The organism is Thermoleptolyngbya sp. C42_A2020_037, from assembly GCF_015272455.1.
In the GTDB taxonomy this organism is placed as follows: Bacteria; Cyanobacteriota; Cyanobacteriia; order Elainellales; family Elainellaceae; genus Thermoleptolyngbya.
On sequence record NZ_JACYLP010000019.1, the window covers coordinates 57,152 to 72,697 of the forward strand.

General features: G+C 53.8%; 12 protein-coding genes, 1 tRNA gene and 1 pseudogene. 2 read left to right on the top strand and 12 right to left on the bottom strand.

Going from position 1 to position 15,546, the window contains the following annotated elements; all coding sequences use genetic code 11:
• Positions 1 to 21: 21 nt before the first annotated feature.
• The 4 genes from IGS16_RS05865 to IGS16_RS05880 form a co-directional block, all read right to left on the bottom strand.
• The gene (locus IGS16_RS05865) at positions 22 to 1,317 is read right to left on the bottom strand and encodes an O-antigen ligase (RefSeq protein WP_297084144.1); all 1,296 of its coding nucleotides are present in this window, start codon (positions 1,315 to 1,317) and stop codon (positions 22 to 24) included.
• A gap of 73 nt (positions 1,318 to 1,390) precedes the next feature.
• Entirely contained in the window at positions 1,391 to 2,839 is a 1,449-nt protein-coding gene (locus tag IGS16_RS05870; RefSeq protein WP_297084146.1) for an oligosaccharide flippase family protein, read from the bottom strand.
• A 113-nt stretch (positions 2,840 to 2,952) separates the two neighbouring features.
• On the bottom strand, positions 2,953 to 4,065 hold the full coding sequence (locus IGS16_RS05875) for a glycosyltransferase family 4 protein (protein ID WP_297084148.1): 1,113 nt from the start codon (positions 4,063 to 4,065) through the stop codon (positions 2,953 to 2,955).
• Between the two features lie 117 nt (positions 4,066 to 4,182).
• On the bottom strand, positions 4,183 to 6,420 hold the full coding sequence (locus IGS16_RS05880) for a polysaccharide biosynthesis tyrosine autokinase (RefSeq protein ID WP_297084150.1): 2,238 nt from the start codon (positions 6,418 to 6,420) through the stop codon (positions 4,183 to 4,185).
• Positions 6,421 to 7,205: 785 nt separating this feature from the next.
• Here IGS16_RS05880 and IGS16_RS05885 point away from each other — a divergent pair.
• Positions 7,206 to 7,371, top strand: a pseudogene (locus IGS16_RS05885) (transposase); the annotation flags it as partial.
• 9 nt (positions 7,372 to 7,380) lie between these two features.
• Here IGS16_RS05885 and IGS16_RS05890 read toward each other — a convergent pair.
• From IGS16_RS05890 to IGS16_RS05920, 7 genes are all read right to left on the bottom strand, one after another.
• The gene (locus IGS16_RS05890) at positions 7,381 to 7,707 is read right to left on the bottom strand and encodes a heavy metal-binding domain-containing protein (RefSeq protein WP_068516363.1); all 327 of its coding nucleotides are present in this window, start codon (positions 7,705 to 7,707) and stop codon (positions 7,381 to 7,383) included.
• Between the two features lie 68 nt (positions 7,708 to 7,775).
• Complete coding sequence (locus tag IGS16_RS05895) at positions 7,776 to 8,504, bottom strand: ABC transporter ATP-binding protein (RefSeq protein WP_297084152.1); 729 nt, start codon at positions 8,502 to 8,504, stop codon at positions 7,776 to 7,778.
• A 77-nt stretch (positions 8,505 to 8,581) separates the two neighbouring features.
• Positions 8,582 to 8,806, bottom strand: coding sequence for a ferredoxin family protein (locus IGS16_RS05900; RefSeq protein ID WP_172358501.1), 225 nt, complete (start codon positions 8,804 to 8,806; stop codon positions 8,582 to 8,584).
• A 305-nt stretch (positions 8,807 to 9,111) separates the two neighbouring features.
• Positions 9,112 to 10,356 (bottom strand): ATP phosphoribosyltransferase regulatory subunit, encoded by a 1,245-nt coding sequence (locus IGS16_RS05905; RefSeq protein ID WP_297084154.1) that lies wholly within the window; start codon positions 10,354 to 10,356, stop codon positions 9,112 to 9,114.
• Positions 10,357 to 10,417: 61 nt separating this feature from the next.
• Positions 10,418 to 11,443, bottom strand: coding sequence for a J domain-containing protein (locus tag IGS16_RS05910; protein WP_297084156.1), 1,026 nt, complete (start codon positions 11,441 to 11,443; stop codon positions 10,418 to 10,420).
• Between the two features lie 111 nt (positions 11,444 to 11,554).
• Entirely contained in the window at positions 11,555 to 12,382 is an 828-nt protein-coding gene (locus IGS16_RS05915; protein WP_297084158.1) for an inositol monophosphatase family protein, read from the bottom strand.
• Between the two features lie 49 nt (positions 12,383 to 12,431).
• Positions 12,432 to 12,800 carry a 2Fe-2S iron-sulfur cluster-binding protein gene (locus IGS16_RS05920; protein ID WP_068510268.1) on the bottom strand — a complete coding sequence of 123 codons (369 nt, stop codon included), beginning with the start codon at positions 12,798 to 12,800 and terminating at the stop codon, positions 12,432 to 12,434.
• Between the two features lie 257 nt (positions 12,801 to 13,057).
• Between IGS16_RS05920 and IGS16_RS05925 the strand changes: the two genes are divergently transcribed.
• Positions 13,058 to 13,144, top strand: a tRNA-Ser gene (locus IGS16_RS05925).
• A gap of 73 nt (positions 13,145 to 13,217) precedes the next feature.
• Here IGS16_RS05925 and IGS16_RS05930 read toward each other — a convergent pair.
• Positions 13,218 to 15,359, bottom strand: coding sequence for an EamA family transporter (locus tag IGS16_RS05930; RefSeq protein ID WP_297084160.1), 2,142 nt, complete (start codon positions 15,357 to 15,359; stop codon positions 13,218 to 13,220).
• Between the last annotated feature and the right edge of the window lie 187 nt (positions 15,360 to 15,546).

Genomic DNA, 15,546 nt, shown 5'->3' on the forward strand with positions numbered 1-15,546 from the left:
CAAAATCTACTAGATATCTCATCACTCGGTAGAATGCGCTAGATTATCGGCAGAAATCTTTATGGAGTCCTTAGGTTGTCGCAAGCGCGATTTTTGTAGCTGCAAGGAAATACCCAGAGAAACAAAGAGAACCCAGTTTAGGCTGTTATTAACCATCAGAGATGACTCTGTAGAGTTAATCAGGCAGGTGAAAATCAAATAAATTACCGACCACGAATACAAAGACGGATCTGACTGCTTAGATAGTTGAAGGCTGCGTATAAACATCTGCAAAAATCCAAGGATAAAAATAGCAGCACCGACAAATCCAAGCTGAATCCAGAGATCGATAAATCCATTGTGAGCATTCGGCGCAAGCCAACCGTAGTCTTTCCAAACTGCTGCACCGGGGCTGTTCCAATCTCCCCAAAATCCACTGTATCCATAGCCTAGAATGGGCCTTTGTAAGCCTTGACGGATCACAATTGGCCAAATATCTGTGCGCCCTGTTAGCGTTAAGTCTTTACCTACTGAGCCAACCACTAACTCCAGTATATCCACTAGAAAAATTGAGGCAAAACAGCCAAAAGCGGCAAGTGCAGAGATTACTGGAATCATGACTCGATCTGGCCAAAGCGTAACTTTTAGAACTGCAAAGACTAAGAATAAAGTGACAAAGTTAATCAGTGATGAACTAGATGCTGACATCACAATCATAAATACAGATATTGTAAGTCCTAACATTGCCTTCCAGGAACTTTGCCCTCTTCTCAAAGAAAGCGAGAGAAAAATGAGAGAGCTTAACACCATCAGTTGCCCAAATGGATTTTTATGAATAAAGATGCCGCGCCATGCGCCAGCATGAATGCCACTCATTTTGCCATATTGAGGAAGAGCAATCACAAAAACGAGGCTTAGAAGCAGAATGACGCTGAATGTAATAGCTAATATATCAAGTTGCTCTTTCGGGCTGAATCGAGTTCCAAAATAGACTCCAAATAGCGTAGTACCAAGAAGCGCGATCGCCCTTGTCTGCGTGAGGTTAGGCTGAGCAGACCATAAAACTGAACATAGCACCAATCCTATAATGATCAGAATGAATGGATACCTCAATAGATGAGAGACTACGTACTTCCATCGCCGTAGTAAAAGCAGGAAAGAAATTCCATAATTCACAAGGAGTAGCTGTCGTATCAGGGCAAAATCGAAATCCATCAAAGAACCTCCATCACCCTCGCTAAAGCCTCCCGATATAAGAAGTGCGAGGATGCCACCAGCATAAAGAATGAGGTAAGCGATAACAAATATGATCTCAAGGAATCGCCATAGCCCCTTCACAGCACATGCTCCTTCACAAAGAGATAATTAAGAATAAGAAAAACCAGTCCATAAAAAGGCCACGCCAGAACAGCTAGTTAGAATTGCGGTCTGCTACTTTAGACCAAACGTACCTTGGCCCTCCCATCGCGTAGACAGCAAGCAATCCGACGATAAAAAGGTAAGTTAGAGTGGATATGGCTAGAACAATCATGAAGCCTGGATCGAGCCTTTGAAGACCCACAAAAATAGGAAGCATCAGGGCACACGTCAAAGCTGGGTAGTATAGAACCTCCAGAAAATTGATTGAGAACAAACGACGAATCGCAAACAAAAATTGCAAGAATGTCGAAATGCCGACCAATAAAGTAACCGAGACTGCCCCAGCAAGCTGATACATCGGCACTAGGAAAAACCCAGACAAGGCTTTTATCGCCATTGTCACGAAACCCTCGCGTACATTAGTTCTCTCCAATCCGTTTGCCATCAAGACAAATCCAAATGGTCGGTTGAAGGATGCCAGAACCTTTGACAAGGAATAGGCAGTCAGAACTGCAGCTGCATCTCGGAATCGCTCGTCACCGTAGACGAACTGCAGTAAATCTCCTCCAAAGAAGAAGAATCCGATGCAGATTGGCAGTGCAATCGATAGGAGAATTCCAATCATACTCTGAGCAATTTTGCGTTGTCTACCGGCTCCTTCCTGAACTGACTTAACCATGCTTGGGTAGGCTGCCTGCATTAAGCTGTCTGTCATAATCAAAAAAGGCTGCATTAACTGAATGATGCCACCATACAGCCCGACTAGAAGTTCGTTCCCGGCCAAGGATAGAATCAGAAACTCAAGCCTTGCATTAACGATTCCTAAACTGTCAATAGCGAAGAAGCCGGCGGCAGATTTGAACTTTTCAACCATAAAGCTTGGGTCAAGCTTCCACTCTAGCTGCATCTCTCGCGTCAGCAGAACCCATTGAATTAGAAAAATCAACGTTTCTGAGATCACAAACAGCAAAGCAATTGTGCTTATCCCGTAGCCTTGCTGCATTGCCGCAATCATCGCGAAGATACGAGAAATGTAGACAGGTACATTCGCAGTAGCAATCAAATGCATTCGTTCTTGGGACTGAAAGAATGCCTCAGTCATATTGGAAAGAGAAAAGGGGATGACTGCAGCACCAATGATGTAACAGGCTAGTTTCGTTTCAGGCTCGTATGGAAGGATGGTGACAATTGCAAGCAGGCAAATATAGCCCAAGATGCTAATGACTAGCTGGAGAATCGTGCAGTTTAGTAAATAAAATGACTCGTTTCTGGTGGATTCTGCTCCTTGAGCAATCATCCGGATCATCAGGTTTTTCAGCCCATGCGATGCTATGCCAACAAAAATGTAGTAAAAGCTGAAGGCCAGCAGATATCTTCCTAGTTCATCTGCGCCCAAAAATCGCGAAATGGATGCAGATAGCACAAAAGTCGCCACACTCTGTACGACTCGATTGACGAGCATTGAGGCCGAGTTGCTGAGTAGCTTACGTTTATGACTCATGTTCGTGCTATTTACATCCAGTAGAGGTCTTGCGTCCGGTTCTGCGTTGAGTTTCTGCTGAGCGGTATCTTCTGATATCGTCCGTGATATTCTCCGATATCTGCTAATACTGTCTATGCCAAGCTTGCAGGCTGTTTTGCTGACTTGGTGAGGATACTTTCGTCAGGGCGATCGCCCCCTCCAAGTTTCCTCATGCAGGCAGCAATTGTGTTTGCATAGACTTCCAAAGAATGACGCTCCGTTACAATTTGATAGGCTCGCTCAGCTCGTTTCTTGGCTTCATCTGGATTGTTGAGTAAGTAGGATATTGCGCTCCGCAAGCCTTCAACATCGCCAGGGCGAACCGTGAGAATTGCATCTGGATCAAGATAAGATGACAACCCTTTCGTTGCAGTTGCAATGATGGGGCGCTTGCAGGCCATCGCCTCAATCAGCGAGGTGGAGCCAGCATGATAATCACTTTCAAACACACTCATTACAAAAATATCTGCATCTCGATAAAGTTGAACCAGTTCCCTCATCTCGTAGTATCGAAATTCCATGTTGGCTGGCACTACGTCTGGGAACGACTTCCTCAGGCGCTTTGCAAACCGAGAGGTGTCACAAATCTTGACATCCAGATCCATGTCCTTTGTTGCAGCAGCAACCAAGCGATAGTCTCGGTTTTCCAAGCCTGCACTAGCGATAACGGGGCGTCTTTTACCTGGAGAAGGGAGTCCTGGGGTGAAAAAATTTGTATCCACGAATTGTGGCAGATGCAAAACTCTAGACTTTGGAAGATTAAGATCTCTACAAACCAAGTCTTCCTGGAATTTAGAACCCACCACAAAGATATCTGTAGACTGAGCAATTCTCAGCCACCTTGCAGTGAATCGATTCCGTGGGCGATCGAAGTTCTGAAATAATGAGACGAGCCTAGGGCGATCTTTCTCAGCTGCAGAGTAGGCAGCAAAAGGAATGGATGATTGTTCCGCGTTGCAGAACACGACATCATTAGAGTTGAACCGCTTTACAAGATGCCTAGCCAAGGCCCAGTTTTCGGGGCGCCCTGCCAAGAACTTTGAGCGCATTCTGTCTGCACTGCTCACTTCTATGTTGGGCTGATGTATGGGTGCATCCAGTTTTGCCTGAAGCAGGGTAATGTAGTCTAATGGGCGCTTACCGAGCCTTATCTCTTCGCTAGTTTTTTCCCGGTTAGTCCTACTAAGGACAATATGGTACTCCATTTCTCCAGTCACTCCCGATGTGAATTCTATAGGTACAGGCAACCAGGCGACTGGCTGACGGAATTTAAAGGAGCATCCATCTCAGTAGGATTGGGTAAGATGGATGATCTTTCAGCTTTATTGAGACTTTTCAGAGGAAGATCCAGCACTGGCAGCAAACTGAGCAGCTTTGGCTAGAGGGGTGGAAGGATCGTTGAAGCGGTACTGGCTGCCTGCATAGTAGAAGTAGCTATCAGGCTCGTTGCGAACATCAACGCAGTTAAGTACCATACCCAAAACTTGCTGGCCAGACTGCTTCAGAAACTCTCTTGCGGCAAGCGCACGAGATGAATCTACTACCCCTGGGCGAACAACTAGAACCATGCCATCAGTCATTTTCCCAAGAACTGCCGCATCGGCGATGCCTGCAAGAGGAGGCGTGTCGAAGAGAACGAAATCATACTCCTTGAGGAAATCATCAACCAAGGCGGCCATCCGCTTGGAGTCCAGCAGCGCAACTGGGTTCGGAGGCACAACACCGCTAGGCAGGACATAGAAGTTCGGCATGACCTCCTGAATCACTGACTCGCTGGAGACTTGATCAATCAGAAGGTTGCTCAAGCCAGCAGCATTGACCAAGTTCCAGGTGTGATGCTGCGCGGGTCGGCGGAGATCAGCATCCACCAAAAGTACCTTTCGGCCGAGCTGAGCCAGCGTTGCTGCCAGATTGGCTGCGACTTCAGACTTGCCTTCTTGAGCCACTGAACTGGTAATAACGAACGATCGCACTGCTTTGTCAGAACTCAGGAACTTGAGATTGGCTTGCAGCATTTGATAAGACGCAGCAATGGGAGACTGGGGCATGTCCCGAACCACAATGCGGGGTGCTGGTTGATCCAGGGCACCAAGGGCTGAATGAGACTTTCCAGACCTAGAAAAAGCAGGAATCACGCCCAGTAACGTGTAGCCAAGGGCTTCTCTTGCCTCCTTCACGGTCTTGATTGAGCGATCAAACAGGTCGATGCCAAAGGCCGTCGCAACTCCTAAGAGCATTCCTGAGAGCGCGCCAGCAACCAGGAAAAGCTTCTTCTTGGAGGGAAGTGGCTCGTCAGGCACTGTAGCAGATGACACAACACGGACATTGCCGACATTCTGGTTCTCTGCGACCTGGATTTCTTGAAGCCTGACCAACAGGGCTTCATAGGTCGTCTGGGCTGCGTTGAGGCGGCGCTCTAGCTCTCGCTGCTGCTGTTCTAGCCGAGGCAGCGAGCCTGCCCGTTGCCGATAAGCGCTGCTGGCTTGTGCCAGAGTTTGTAGGCGGAGTACAATCCCTTGGCGCTGCACTTCCAGTCTGACCAATTCACCAATCAGATCTTGCTGGAGCGCTCCAGCCTGTAGATCACTCCGGATGTTGTTCCAGTCGGATCGAGCAACACTGACGGCTCGATTCCTTAATAGCTCTTCCAGGGATTGAACCCGGCGCTGGAGGTTGGCGATCGCCGGGTGGTCTTCGGTGTAGCGAGTCCGCTCAACAGCCAATTCTTGCTGAGCCGCCTGCAACTGAGTCAGTGCTTCCTGGACACCGGCAGACTGGCTTAGAGCAGCAATCACGGTTGCTCGGCGGGGGTCTGCGCCGACGCGCCCCTGCAACTGGGCAAGACGCGCAGAAGTGTCAGAGAGTTCAGCCCGCGCCTGGGTCACCTGATCTTCAAGCTTGGAGATGATATTGACAGCTTCCTGCGCCTCGCTTTCCAGTAGTACCACACCATTCTCTTCTTTGAAGCGACGCAGGTCAGAGTCGGCAGCCCTTACAGCAGCTTCAGTTTTGGGTAGCTCTTTGGCGATAAATTCTCGAGCGGCGGCTGCCTCGGCACGGTTCACCAGAACGTTGTTCTTGGTATAAACCTCGACCAAGCGGTTAATCACGGCTGCGGCCTGTTCAGGGTCGTCAGAAGCATAGGTGACTCGCAACAGGTCGGTTGCTGGGATTGATCGGGCAGTCAATTTGCTAACCACGTCTTTGACCAGCATCGGGTTCCCGTTTTCGTCTCGGAGGTCGAGCGACTGAATGACCTCAGAAACGATGGGAGCAGACTGGATAATTTGCGCCTGACTATCGACCGGGTTGCTCTGTAAGGTCAACCTTTCCAATTCGCCCAGCCCTTCGCCCACGCCTGTCAGCCTTGAGGCGGCGCTCGACCGGACCTGAAGCAAGGTCTCGGCCTCGTAGGAAGGTTTTTGACGGAGCGCGATCGCTGTAGACAGCACAGTCAGCGTTAGGAACACGGTAGTCGCTGGCAGCCAACGCCGTTTCAACACGTTCCAATACTTCTGAAAATCTATTTCCTCGTAATAGTCTTGGGAAGCTAGAGACATAAAAACACCTTCTACAAAGACCGAAGTTCTGACTAGAAACCGTCCCGCTCCTAAGTGTCCGCTAAGCGCATAGTCACCTGCTTTCAGAGGGCATCTATTCCTCAGAAACCAGGCATCAAGCACGAGACGCACCCTTTCGAGTCTGCTAGAGCTTGTCTAAAGCCCATAAAGCTCACCTGTAGATGCTCAGGAGACTAACTCCAACCAAACCTCATCCAAGTCATCCGGAAACTCTCACTCCACCTCTGAATATCCTCATAATTCATTGGCTTGTGGCAATTACGCTAGTGAAAATATCTATCTTTATGGCACCTTAACAGTGCTTCCGTAGTTTTCTGAACTTCCAATAAAGCTCTAGTAAAGGCAGAGAAAAAACAGCTTAGGCTTTACGTTAAACTACAGAGTCAGCCAACCGTTGAACCCGCCTAGATTCGATCTCTTTAAACTCAATTTCTTTAAATACAACTGATATTTCTTTAAGTTCTCTTTATTTCTCTTTCAATAGCAGTCTTGAATGGTTTGTGAGAATAGCAGCACATAGACTGCGCGGGTGTCATAGCTGCATTCGGGCAGGTTAGGACATGACCTAGAAAGATGCCGAGGCATCTTCCCCCGACAATCTTCCCCCGACAATACAGTGGCTAAACCTTGCAGCGATGACTTTTGGCAAAAAGGGATGCAGGCGATCGAGATGGATGGACTCAAGCAAGTGAAGCCAGCTAACTGTTCAACATCAGTCGCAATACGACTAGTCTTTGATGCCAACGCAAAATCGTGCGGGTAAACTCATTGCCCCCTCCACGATTGAAGGGGCGTGCAATCGAGCCGTGTTTGAAGTTTGGCTTGAAACCTGCTTGATTCCCCAAGTTCGCTCTGGGCAGTGGGTCGTCTTCGACAACGCGACGTTTCATTATGAGGAGCGTTGCCGAATTGATTGAAGCCGCAGGCTGCCGGGCATTACTAGACATAGCGGACGGCTGTGCCGCTGACGGCGACCATCAGCATACTGCCACCGTTGCTGATGCCGATGGTTTCGTAGTCGATGTCAATGGCGATCACGGCGTTTGCCCCCAAGCGCTCAGCCTGTTCCACCATTTCGCGCATGGCGGTGTCTTTGGCTTCGCGGAGCGATCGCTCGTAGGCGGCCGATCGCCCACCCACAATGTCGCGGATGCCTGCAAAAAAGTCCTTGAAAATATTTGCGCCCAAAATCGCCTCGCCGCTGACGATGCCGAGGTGATCGACAATCTGGAGGTCGCCAATCTGACTGGCAGTGGTGAGCAAGATGCCGGGTTTCGGGGCCATGAGATTTTCTCCGCGAGAGTTTTTCAGACAGGTGACGGTTGCAGATCGGTTCAGGACGCGGGGCGCACGCCGAGATAGAGTTCGCTGACGCGGGGATTGTTGAGCAGTTCGGGGCCGGGCCCTTCGATGCGATCGCGCCCAGTATCCAGCACGTAACCCCGATGCGCCATTGCCAGGGCTTTGCGGGCATTTTGCTCCACCAGCATAATCGCCATGCCCATTTGGTTAATCTGCCGGATGCGCTCAAACACGTCGTTTACCAAAATCGGCGACAGGGCTGCCGACGGCTCATCCAAAATTAGCAACTCTGGATCAAGCATCAGCGCCCGCCCCATCGCCAGCATTTGCCGTTCTCCGCCCGACAGCGTTCCCGCCCGCTGCCGCCGCCGCTCCGACAGCCTGGGGAATGCGTCAAAAATTTTTTGCTTTAGGCTCTGCACGGAGCCGGAGCGCGTGAACGCGCCCATCTCCAGGTTTTCCTCAATTGTCAGTGACGGAAACACATTGGCGATTTGCGGCACGTAGCACATGCCACGTTGCACAATCTGATCCGATTTCAGCCCGGTGATGTCTTCGTTGCGAAACTGAATCCGACCGCTGTGGGGCGTGAGCAGCCCAAAGATGGTCTTTGCCAGGGTCGATTTGCCTGCGCCGTTGGGGCCCACGACCACCACGATTTCGCCAGGGTATACGCGAAAATTTACGCCCTGGAGAATATCGAGATCCTGGATGTAGCCTGCATAGACCGATTCGACGGTGAGCAAGGGAGCCGTGGGCATGGGGCTTGTTTTTTTGTTTTCTTGGGGGTTAGCGTTTAGGACGCTGCAACGCAAACATCAAGGGAACCAGGGGAGAATCAAGGAGTTTCCTGGAGATCGGGCCTTTCTTCAGGCACGATCGCCCCTTCTACAGGGCACACTTGCAGACAAATGCCGCAGTCGATGCAGGTACTAAAGTCAATCCAGTACCATTCAGTTCCCTTATTGTTTTTGCCGGGGCCGGGGTTGATGCAGGCAACGGGGCAGGCATCTACACAGTCGGCAACGCCTTCACAGACGTGGGTCACAATTGTATGCGGCACGGTGTTCTCCTCTCAGACAGATCGCAGGCAGGTGGCGTGCAGGTGGGCTTGAGGTTAGCGTTTAGGTCTAACTGAGTGTCCCAATAGAATTACAATCTCGCCTTTATGATCTCGCTTTGGCTGATTCAGGGAATCCATCCCAGGTCATGAAAGCTAGATCTGGCAAGGCTTTACAGCACCATTGTACAGGTTATTTCTCAGGCAGGACTTACGCACTTGCGATCAGCTTTCTGGATTTTGGACACTTTCTCACGGGTTGCGCCCGCGAGAAATCGTCCAACTGCGTAAGGCCTATCAGGTTGTTTTTAGGGCGATCGCCCCAATAGCGGCTCAACCTCTGGCGTGCCATCGGTGGCAATCCAGGCGATTTGCCCAATTCGGCGATCGCGGGCATATTGACGAGTCGCTTCTTCGCTGTCGCGCGGCATCAGGTCTACCTCTACGCGCACCAGATGAGCCGAGTCGCGAATCGTCTGGGCGTAGGCAAAGGCAGCGGCGATCGCCTCTGGGGTTTTGGGCACGACGAGCCAATCGCTGGGCGGCGTTTGGGCAGGCAGTTGTCCAGTGGGCAATAGGACTTGATGCAGGTCTTCGATGTTGAAGGTGAAGCCAATACCCGGACAGGTCTGCTGCTGGGGATGATAGAGCGACAAAAGCTGGTCATAGCGGCCGCCCTGCCCTAGCACCCGCTGTCCGCTGTCGCCGCTGCTGACGACTTCAAACACGATGCCCGTGTAATAGTCAAAGGTCTGCACCAAGCTGAGGTCTAGCACCAGATTGGGGGGCGAGCGGTGTTCGCGGCTAAAGCTGTCGTGCAGCAGTTCCAGCAAGGACTTGAGCGCGTTCACGGTATTCCGCTGCTGGTCATCCAGATCCAGCGCCGATACCCGCTGAATTACGTCCGCAGGCCGACCCCGCAAATCCAGCAGCAGCAGCGCTCGCTCGCGTAGTTCTGGGCTGAGGGGGAGGGCTTCAAGCTGGAGTCGGTCGAGATAGGCGATCGCCCGTCGCACCGATTCTCGCACGGAGTCTGGAAACACCGAAAGGAGCGATCGCGTCAGCCCCGCCTCGCCCAGAATCAGGTGCCAGTCTGTTAGCCCCAGGTTGCCAATGCAGTCACTCAGCAGCAGCAGCACCTCGGCATCCGCTGCGCTCCCGTCTGCCCCCAGCAGTTCTACACCTGCCTGATAAAACTCGTGCTGGCTGCCCATGCCGCTGCGGGGCGATCGCCGAAAGACATTAGCGTTGTAATACAACCGCTGCGGATAGGTCATTCCGGCTAGGCGCGTGGCCGCTGCGCGGGCAATTGAGGCCGTTAACTCTGGGCGCAGTCCCAGTTCTTCCTCGTCGCGATCCTGCACCAAAATCACGGTCGAGCGCTGCACCGCGCCGCCTGCCATCAGCGTGTCAATTCGTTCCAGGGTCGAGGTAATGATGCGATGATAGCCCCAGCGGTGAAACACCTGCTGCACCCGATCCTCAATCCAGCGCTTTTGAGCCACGTCCAGCGGAAACAAATCCCTGGCTCCTGTGGGGGGTTGGTACACCATTGATGAGTTTGTAATGAGTGGGTGATAGGCGGGACAGTTGGGCTCAGATCCCGTTTGCCGCCTATTTCTTCTTACCACCAAACAGGCCAAACAACCCGCCGCCCGACTCGGGCTTGCCTTTGGGGGCTGGTTTGCCCTTAGGCGCAGGCTTGCCCGGTGTCGGCTTTGCGGCTTTAGGGTCAGCTTTTGCAGCCTGGGCACTTGCAGCGGCAAACGCAGGGTCAACTCGGCGCAACCCTTCCTCCGCTGCGGCATCTTTTGGATTCAGCTCCAGCGCCTTGCGGAAATGAATCTTGGCCATCGTGGGCTGGTTTGCCCGCAGATACACTGCCCCTAGTCGGCTGTGGATGCTGCCGTTCTTTGGCGCAATCTGGAGCGCATCCCGCAACTCCTTAACGGCGCTGGGATAGTCTTGCTTGGTTTCAAACTCCTCTGCCCGTCGCAAATAGGAGGCCAACACCGATTCTCGGCTGGGCGGCGCTTTGGCGGCGGGCGGTGGCGTGGGGGTCGGACGAGTGCCCGTGGTAGGGGTAGCGCTGGCTGCGGGGGTGCTGGTTGCCGCAGATTTTGCTGGACTGGTGGCGGCTGGCGTAGGAAACTCGCCCTTGCCTGCCTTCCGCATCAGGTACACCAGATTTAGCTCGCTAATCTGTCCAGTAATTTCTTCAGTTTTATCCAGATGGGTGTATTGCTCGTCTGCCAGCCGCTTTACCGCCTGCCGGTAGGCACTATCCAACTCGCCGTAGGTGCTGGCCAGGCTGCGGGCTGCGTCACTTTGCAGCAAGATCGTTTCCTGCTGATTTAGCGCCTGCTGCCCCTTTAGTTTCAGCACTACCAGATGTTCGTTGAACTTCTTTTCTTTGGACAGTTCCTCATAGGCCGGATTCACCAGCTTAGACAAGAACTCTGATGCTCGCTTGCGATCGCCCTCTGACTCTCGGCCTGAGCTGTCTGGGTGGAGGCGCTGCGCCAGCCGCAGATACTTTTTGCGAATGTCCTTAGGGTCAGCATCCACAGGCACGCCCAGCACCGCGTGATAATCTGAGCAACCCAAGCCAAATAAGCCCGATTCGAAGTTAAACGACATCAGCGCTTCTCAACTCATTCCCTAGCCAAAGTTCCCTCTAGTGTAGCTGCATTGCTCTCCGGGTGGGTCATGGTTTACCAGATGTTTGCGAGGAAATTGCTGAGGAAATCGCTAAGCCTGCCAGGTGGCCGGGTCAAATTCTGGTAGAGGGCGAACGGTTTGCAAGGCCTGACTGAGGGCGGTGTGAATCCGTCCGTTGGTCGCCAGAATGCGCCCACTGGCAAAGTCAAAGGGGCTGCCGTCGTAGGCCGTCACCTGACCCCCCGCTTCTTCTAGCAGCACGATGCCCGCTGCCAGATCCCACGGACTTAGCCCCCGTTCCCAGTACCCATCCAGCCGTCCGCAGGCGACATAGGCCAGATCGACCGAGGCAGAACCGCCCCGGCGCACCCCCTGGGTGAGATGGGTCAGTTGGCAAAACTCGGCGTAGTTGGTGTCGATGGTTTCGCGGCGATCGTAGGCAAAGCCCGTAACCAGGAGGCTTTTTGACAATTCTGCCGTGTGGGAAACGCGAATTGGCTGGCGATCGCGCGTGGCCCCCAGCCCCTTTGCCGCCCGAAACAGTTCATTGAAAAACGGACAATACACGACACCAACCTGCGGCTTCCCCTCGATCAGCAGCCCAATCGACACGGAATACATCGGGTACTGATGGGCATAGTTAGTCGTGCCGTCCAGCGGGTCGATCGCCCAGAGAAACTCGCTTTCGCTCAGCCCGACGTTTCCCGACTCTTCCGCCAAAATGCCGTGATTCGGAAAATGCCGCGTCAAAATCTCCAGCACCACCGCTTCTGAAGCCTTGTCTGCCTCGGTCAACAGGTCGCCGGGTCGCCCCTTTTCCTGCACCGAATCCAGCTTGCCCCAATAGCTCTGGAGGACGGCTCCGGCTGCAAGGGCAGCTTCAGTGGCAATGTCGAGGAAGATTTGGAGATTGGGCATGGTGGTTTTAGAGGGATGGGGCGTTGAGGTGTTGAGAGGTCTTTCTCTCTTAATCTTCTTCTAGAGGCAACGCGCGGCGGACGCGACCTTTGCCAAAGTAGCGGCCGAACTGGAGTTCGTAGACCTCATCTTCGTCCTGGGTTTCCACTTCTAGATCCGTAAGGGGATAGCTGACGCAGAGGAGCGCGTAGCCCTGGGCGCGGAGTTCGGGCGACAGGCCCATGGCTTCGGGCTGGTAGATATCGCCCGATCGCACGCGGACGGCGCAGGTGGTGCAGGCTCCGTTGCGGCAGGCAAAGGGCAGACGCACGCCTTGCTGTTCGGCGGTGTGCAGGATGTAGCGATCTTCAGGCACTTCGACGGTGTGCTGGGTGCCAGTTTGGCGATCGCAGATATGAACGGTATGGGAACGAGGCATATTGGGGTTATGGAAGTAGGACGCGACTGCCTTGGAGATCATACGGCGATCGCCCCCTCCTTGCCAAAGATTCGGGTAGGGATTGGGTCGCAGAAATCAGACCGTTGGGCGGGTTAGGATCATGTTTCGGGATTAACTGGTACTAAGGTCTGGTAATATAGAAATTCTGTGGATGAATTCTCCATTCATCACTGGCGGCCGTTGGGCTGAAAATATGCTGAGACTTGGCTGCAAGTAAGCCGAATCAGCAAGCGTATGGAGAGATGGCCGAGTGGTTGAAGGCGCAGCACTGGAAATGCTGTTTAGGGGTAACTCTAACGAGGGTTCGAATCCCTCTCTCTCCGTTCTCCGGGATTGAATCCGATTGATCGGGTTTGATCCTTGCTATTTAGACATCCGGGTTCCCACCGCTGAGCGCTACTTCGCAGCAGGGGCAGTTTTATTCTGCATCCGCATCCGCTCGAAGCTGAGTCCCAGCACGCCCAGCGTCACGACCACAATGCCAATCCACTGCACAGGCTGAAGCTGCGTGCGCTCGCTCGGCGTAATCAAATAGGCCAGCAGGGCAGTCAGCACTGGGCCGCTGGCAGAAATAATCGAGGCGCGGGCAGCCCCCAGCAGACGCACACCCAGGTTGTTGAGCAGATAACCCAGCAGCGTTAGCGTGCCCAGCACCAGCCCACCCAGCAGCAGCCCCATCAGGTGATCCGGCGGCTCCTCCACGCCCATCATCAGCAGCATGATATTCGCCAGCACAAAGATCGTGAAGAACTGCACAACGCTAACGGGCACTGGATGCAGCTTTTTGCCAAAGCTGATCTGCATTGTAATCAGGTACAGCGCGAAGAAGATGCCCGACAGAATGGCGAAGAAAATGCCGTTGGTGGACACGTTGGTAGCCTGCATTAACCTGGGCAGCGCCGTCAGCACGACCCCCGACAAAATCCCAAACAGCACCACCCACCGCAACGGCGTGGGGCGATCGCGGAATAGCAGCCACGCCAGCGGCACCAGGATCAGCGGATACATAAACAAAATCGTCACGGCGACCCCCGGCCCCGTCGCGGCGATCGCAATGTAGATAAACACCTGCGAGAGAAACAGACAGGCTCCGCTGCCCACAACGTAGCCTTGCAGAGCGCGATCGCGGCTCAGGGCAAAGCTGCGAATATCGCGCCAGGCGTTGGGATAGAGCCAGCGGGCGATCGCCACCATCACAGGCACCACCACCACCATCCGCAGCCACAGCACCAGCAGCGAGTCGTTGAAGCTGTCTAGCGTGATTGAGCGCGGCAGGCTAAATAGCCCAAAAATACTGGTCTGTCCGCCGATGATGCCCACCACCACGTTGTGTAGCGACAGGGCCAGCGTTGAGAGCAAAATCAGCACCAGGCCCACCTGCGGCTGGGCCAGATTGGGCAAACCGCCTGCGAGAGCGCCAGACGCGGGCGATTCGCGTAGCGATCCCTTCGGGAATCGCCCAGCAGTTCGTCCAGAAAGTCGGCGGGGCGCTCTGCCCTGTTGCCAGACCCAGTAGGCCAGCCCCGCCGCCAGCGTCAACAGCAGCAGCGGCATGGTTCCCACCGACAGCCCCGTACCGCCGCCCAGCAGCGCCGCAATCAGCTTGCCCAGCATGGCCACACCCGCCAGAATCAGCAGCCCCGCCAGCACGATGCCCGCTAGCGTCGAGACGCTAAAGGGATTTGACGAAACGGTAACCGTTGGCGTGGGCCGGGGAGTCGGCGCAATCGGGGGAGAACCGCTATCAAGCGATGCAGGATCAGGCGATACATTCGGCGGCGCTGGCGGTTCGGATGCTCGCCCAGCATAACCATTCGGAGCAGACTCGCCACCCGTAGCCGTCGATCCGCCGGGGGATGGAGCGGGTGGATTGAACAGGCTCGGTTCTGGCAAGCCTGGGCGGGCAGGCGGCGCAACGGGTTCCGAGGTTAGCGTGGAATAGGCGGCAGGCTGGCTCGGCGAAACGGTTCCCACGGCTTGAAGCTGCTGATTCAGACGGCTGACCAAGGCCTCAAGCAGCGCCTCGCCTTGCTGCTCTAGGGTTTGCATCCGGTCGATTTGCTGCGACAGCCCGCTGTGATAGACATTTAGGTCGCTTTGCAGCGAGGCTAGCGTTTGGCTCAGCGTCGCATCGAGCAAGGACAAGGCCTGCTGCGAGTTGGCAGATTGGGCAGCAGGCGGCAGGTTGGGCGCGGCCGCCTCGCCCGGAAGCTGGCTAAGGCGCTGCGCCAGCAGGTTATAGAGATAGCCCGCCATTGTTTGGGCAAGCTGCTTGGCCCAGAGTTTTTGCTGGGCGATTTGCTGCTGGGTCAGGAAAATCTGATGCTGGCTTTGCAGCGTTTGCTGCTGGCTTTGCAGCTTTTCAATTTCGTTTTGCAGGCGCGATCGCTCTGCCTGGAGACGCGAAATATCCTGACTCAGACTGGACACCACATCTTGCTGGAGCGATCGCAAATCCTGCGTCACGTCCTGCAAAATCTGTTCCACCCCTTTGGAATGAGGCGTTCCATTTCCAGGGTTGGTCTCGGTGTTCGACATTTCGCTGCCCTGATCAGGCTGATGTTCCAGTTCCCCCATCGGTTTGCGACCCCAGGCTTGGTAAGATGGCGGCTACGATGCACTGCCCTGCTCTCAGAGGTTAGCCCAAATTTTACGAAAGTGCTGTAAAAAGGGCGATCGCTCTGGAGAAATGCGTATGAATTCGGCCTGATTGAGTGTACCCGCA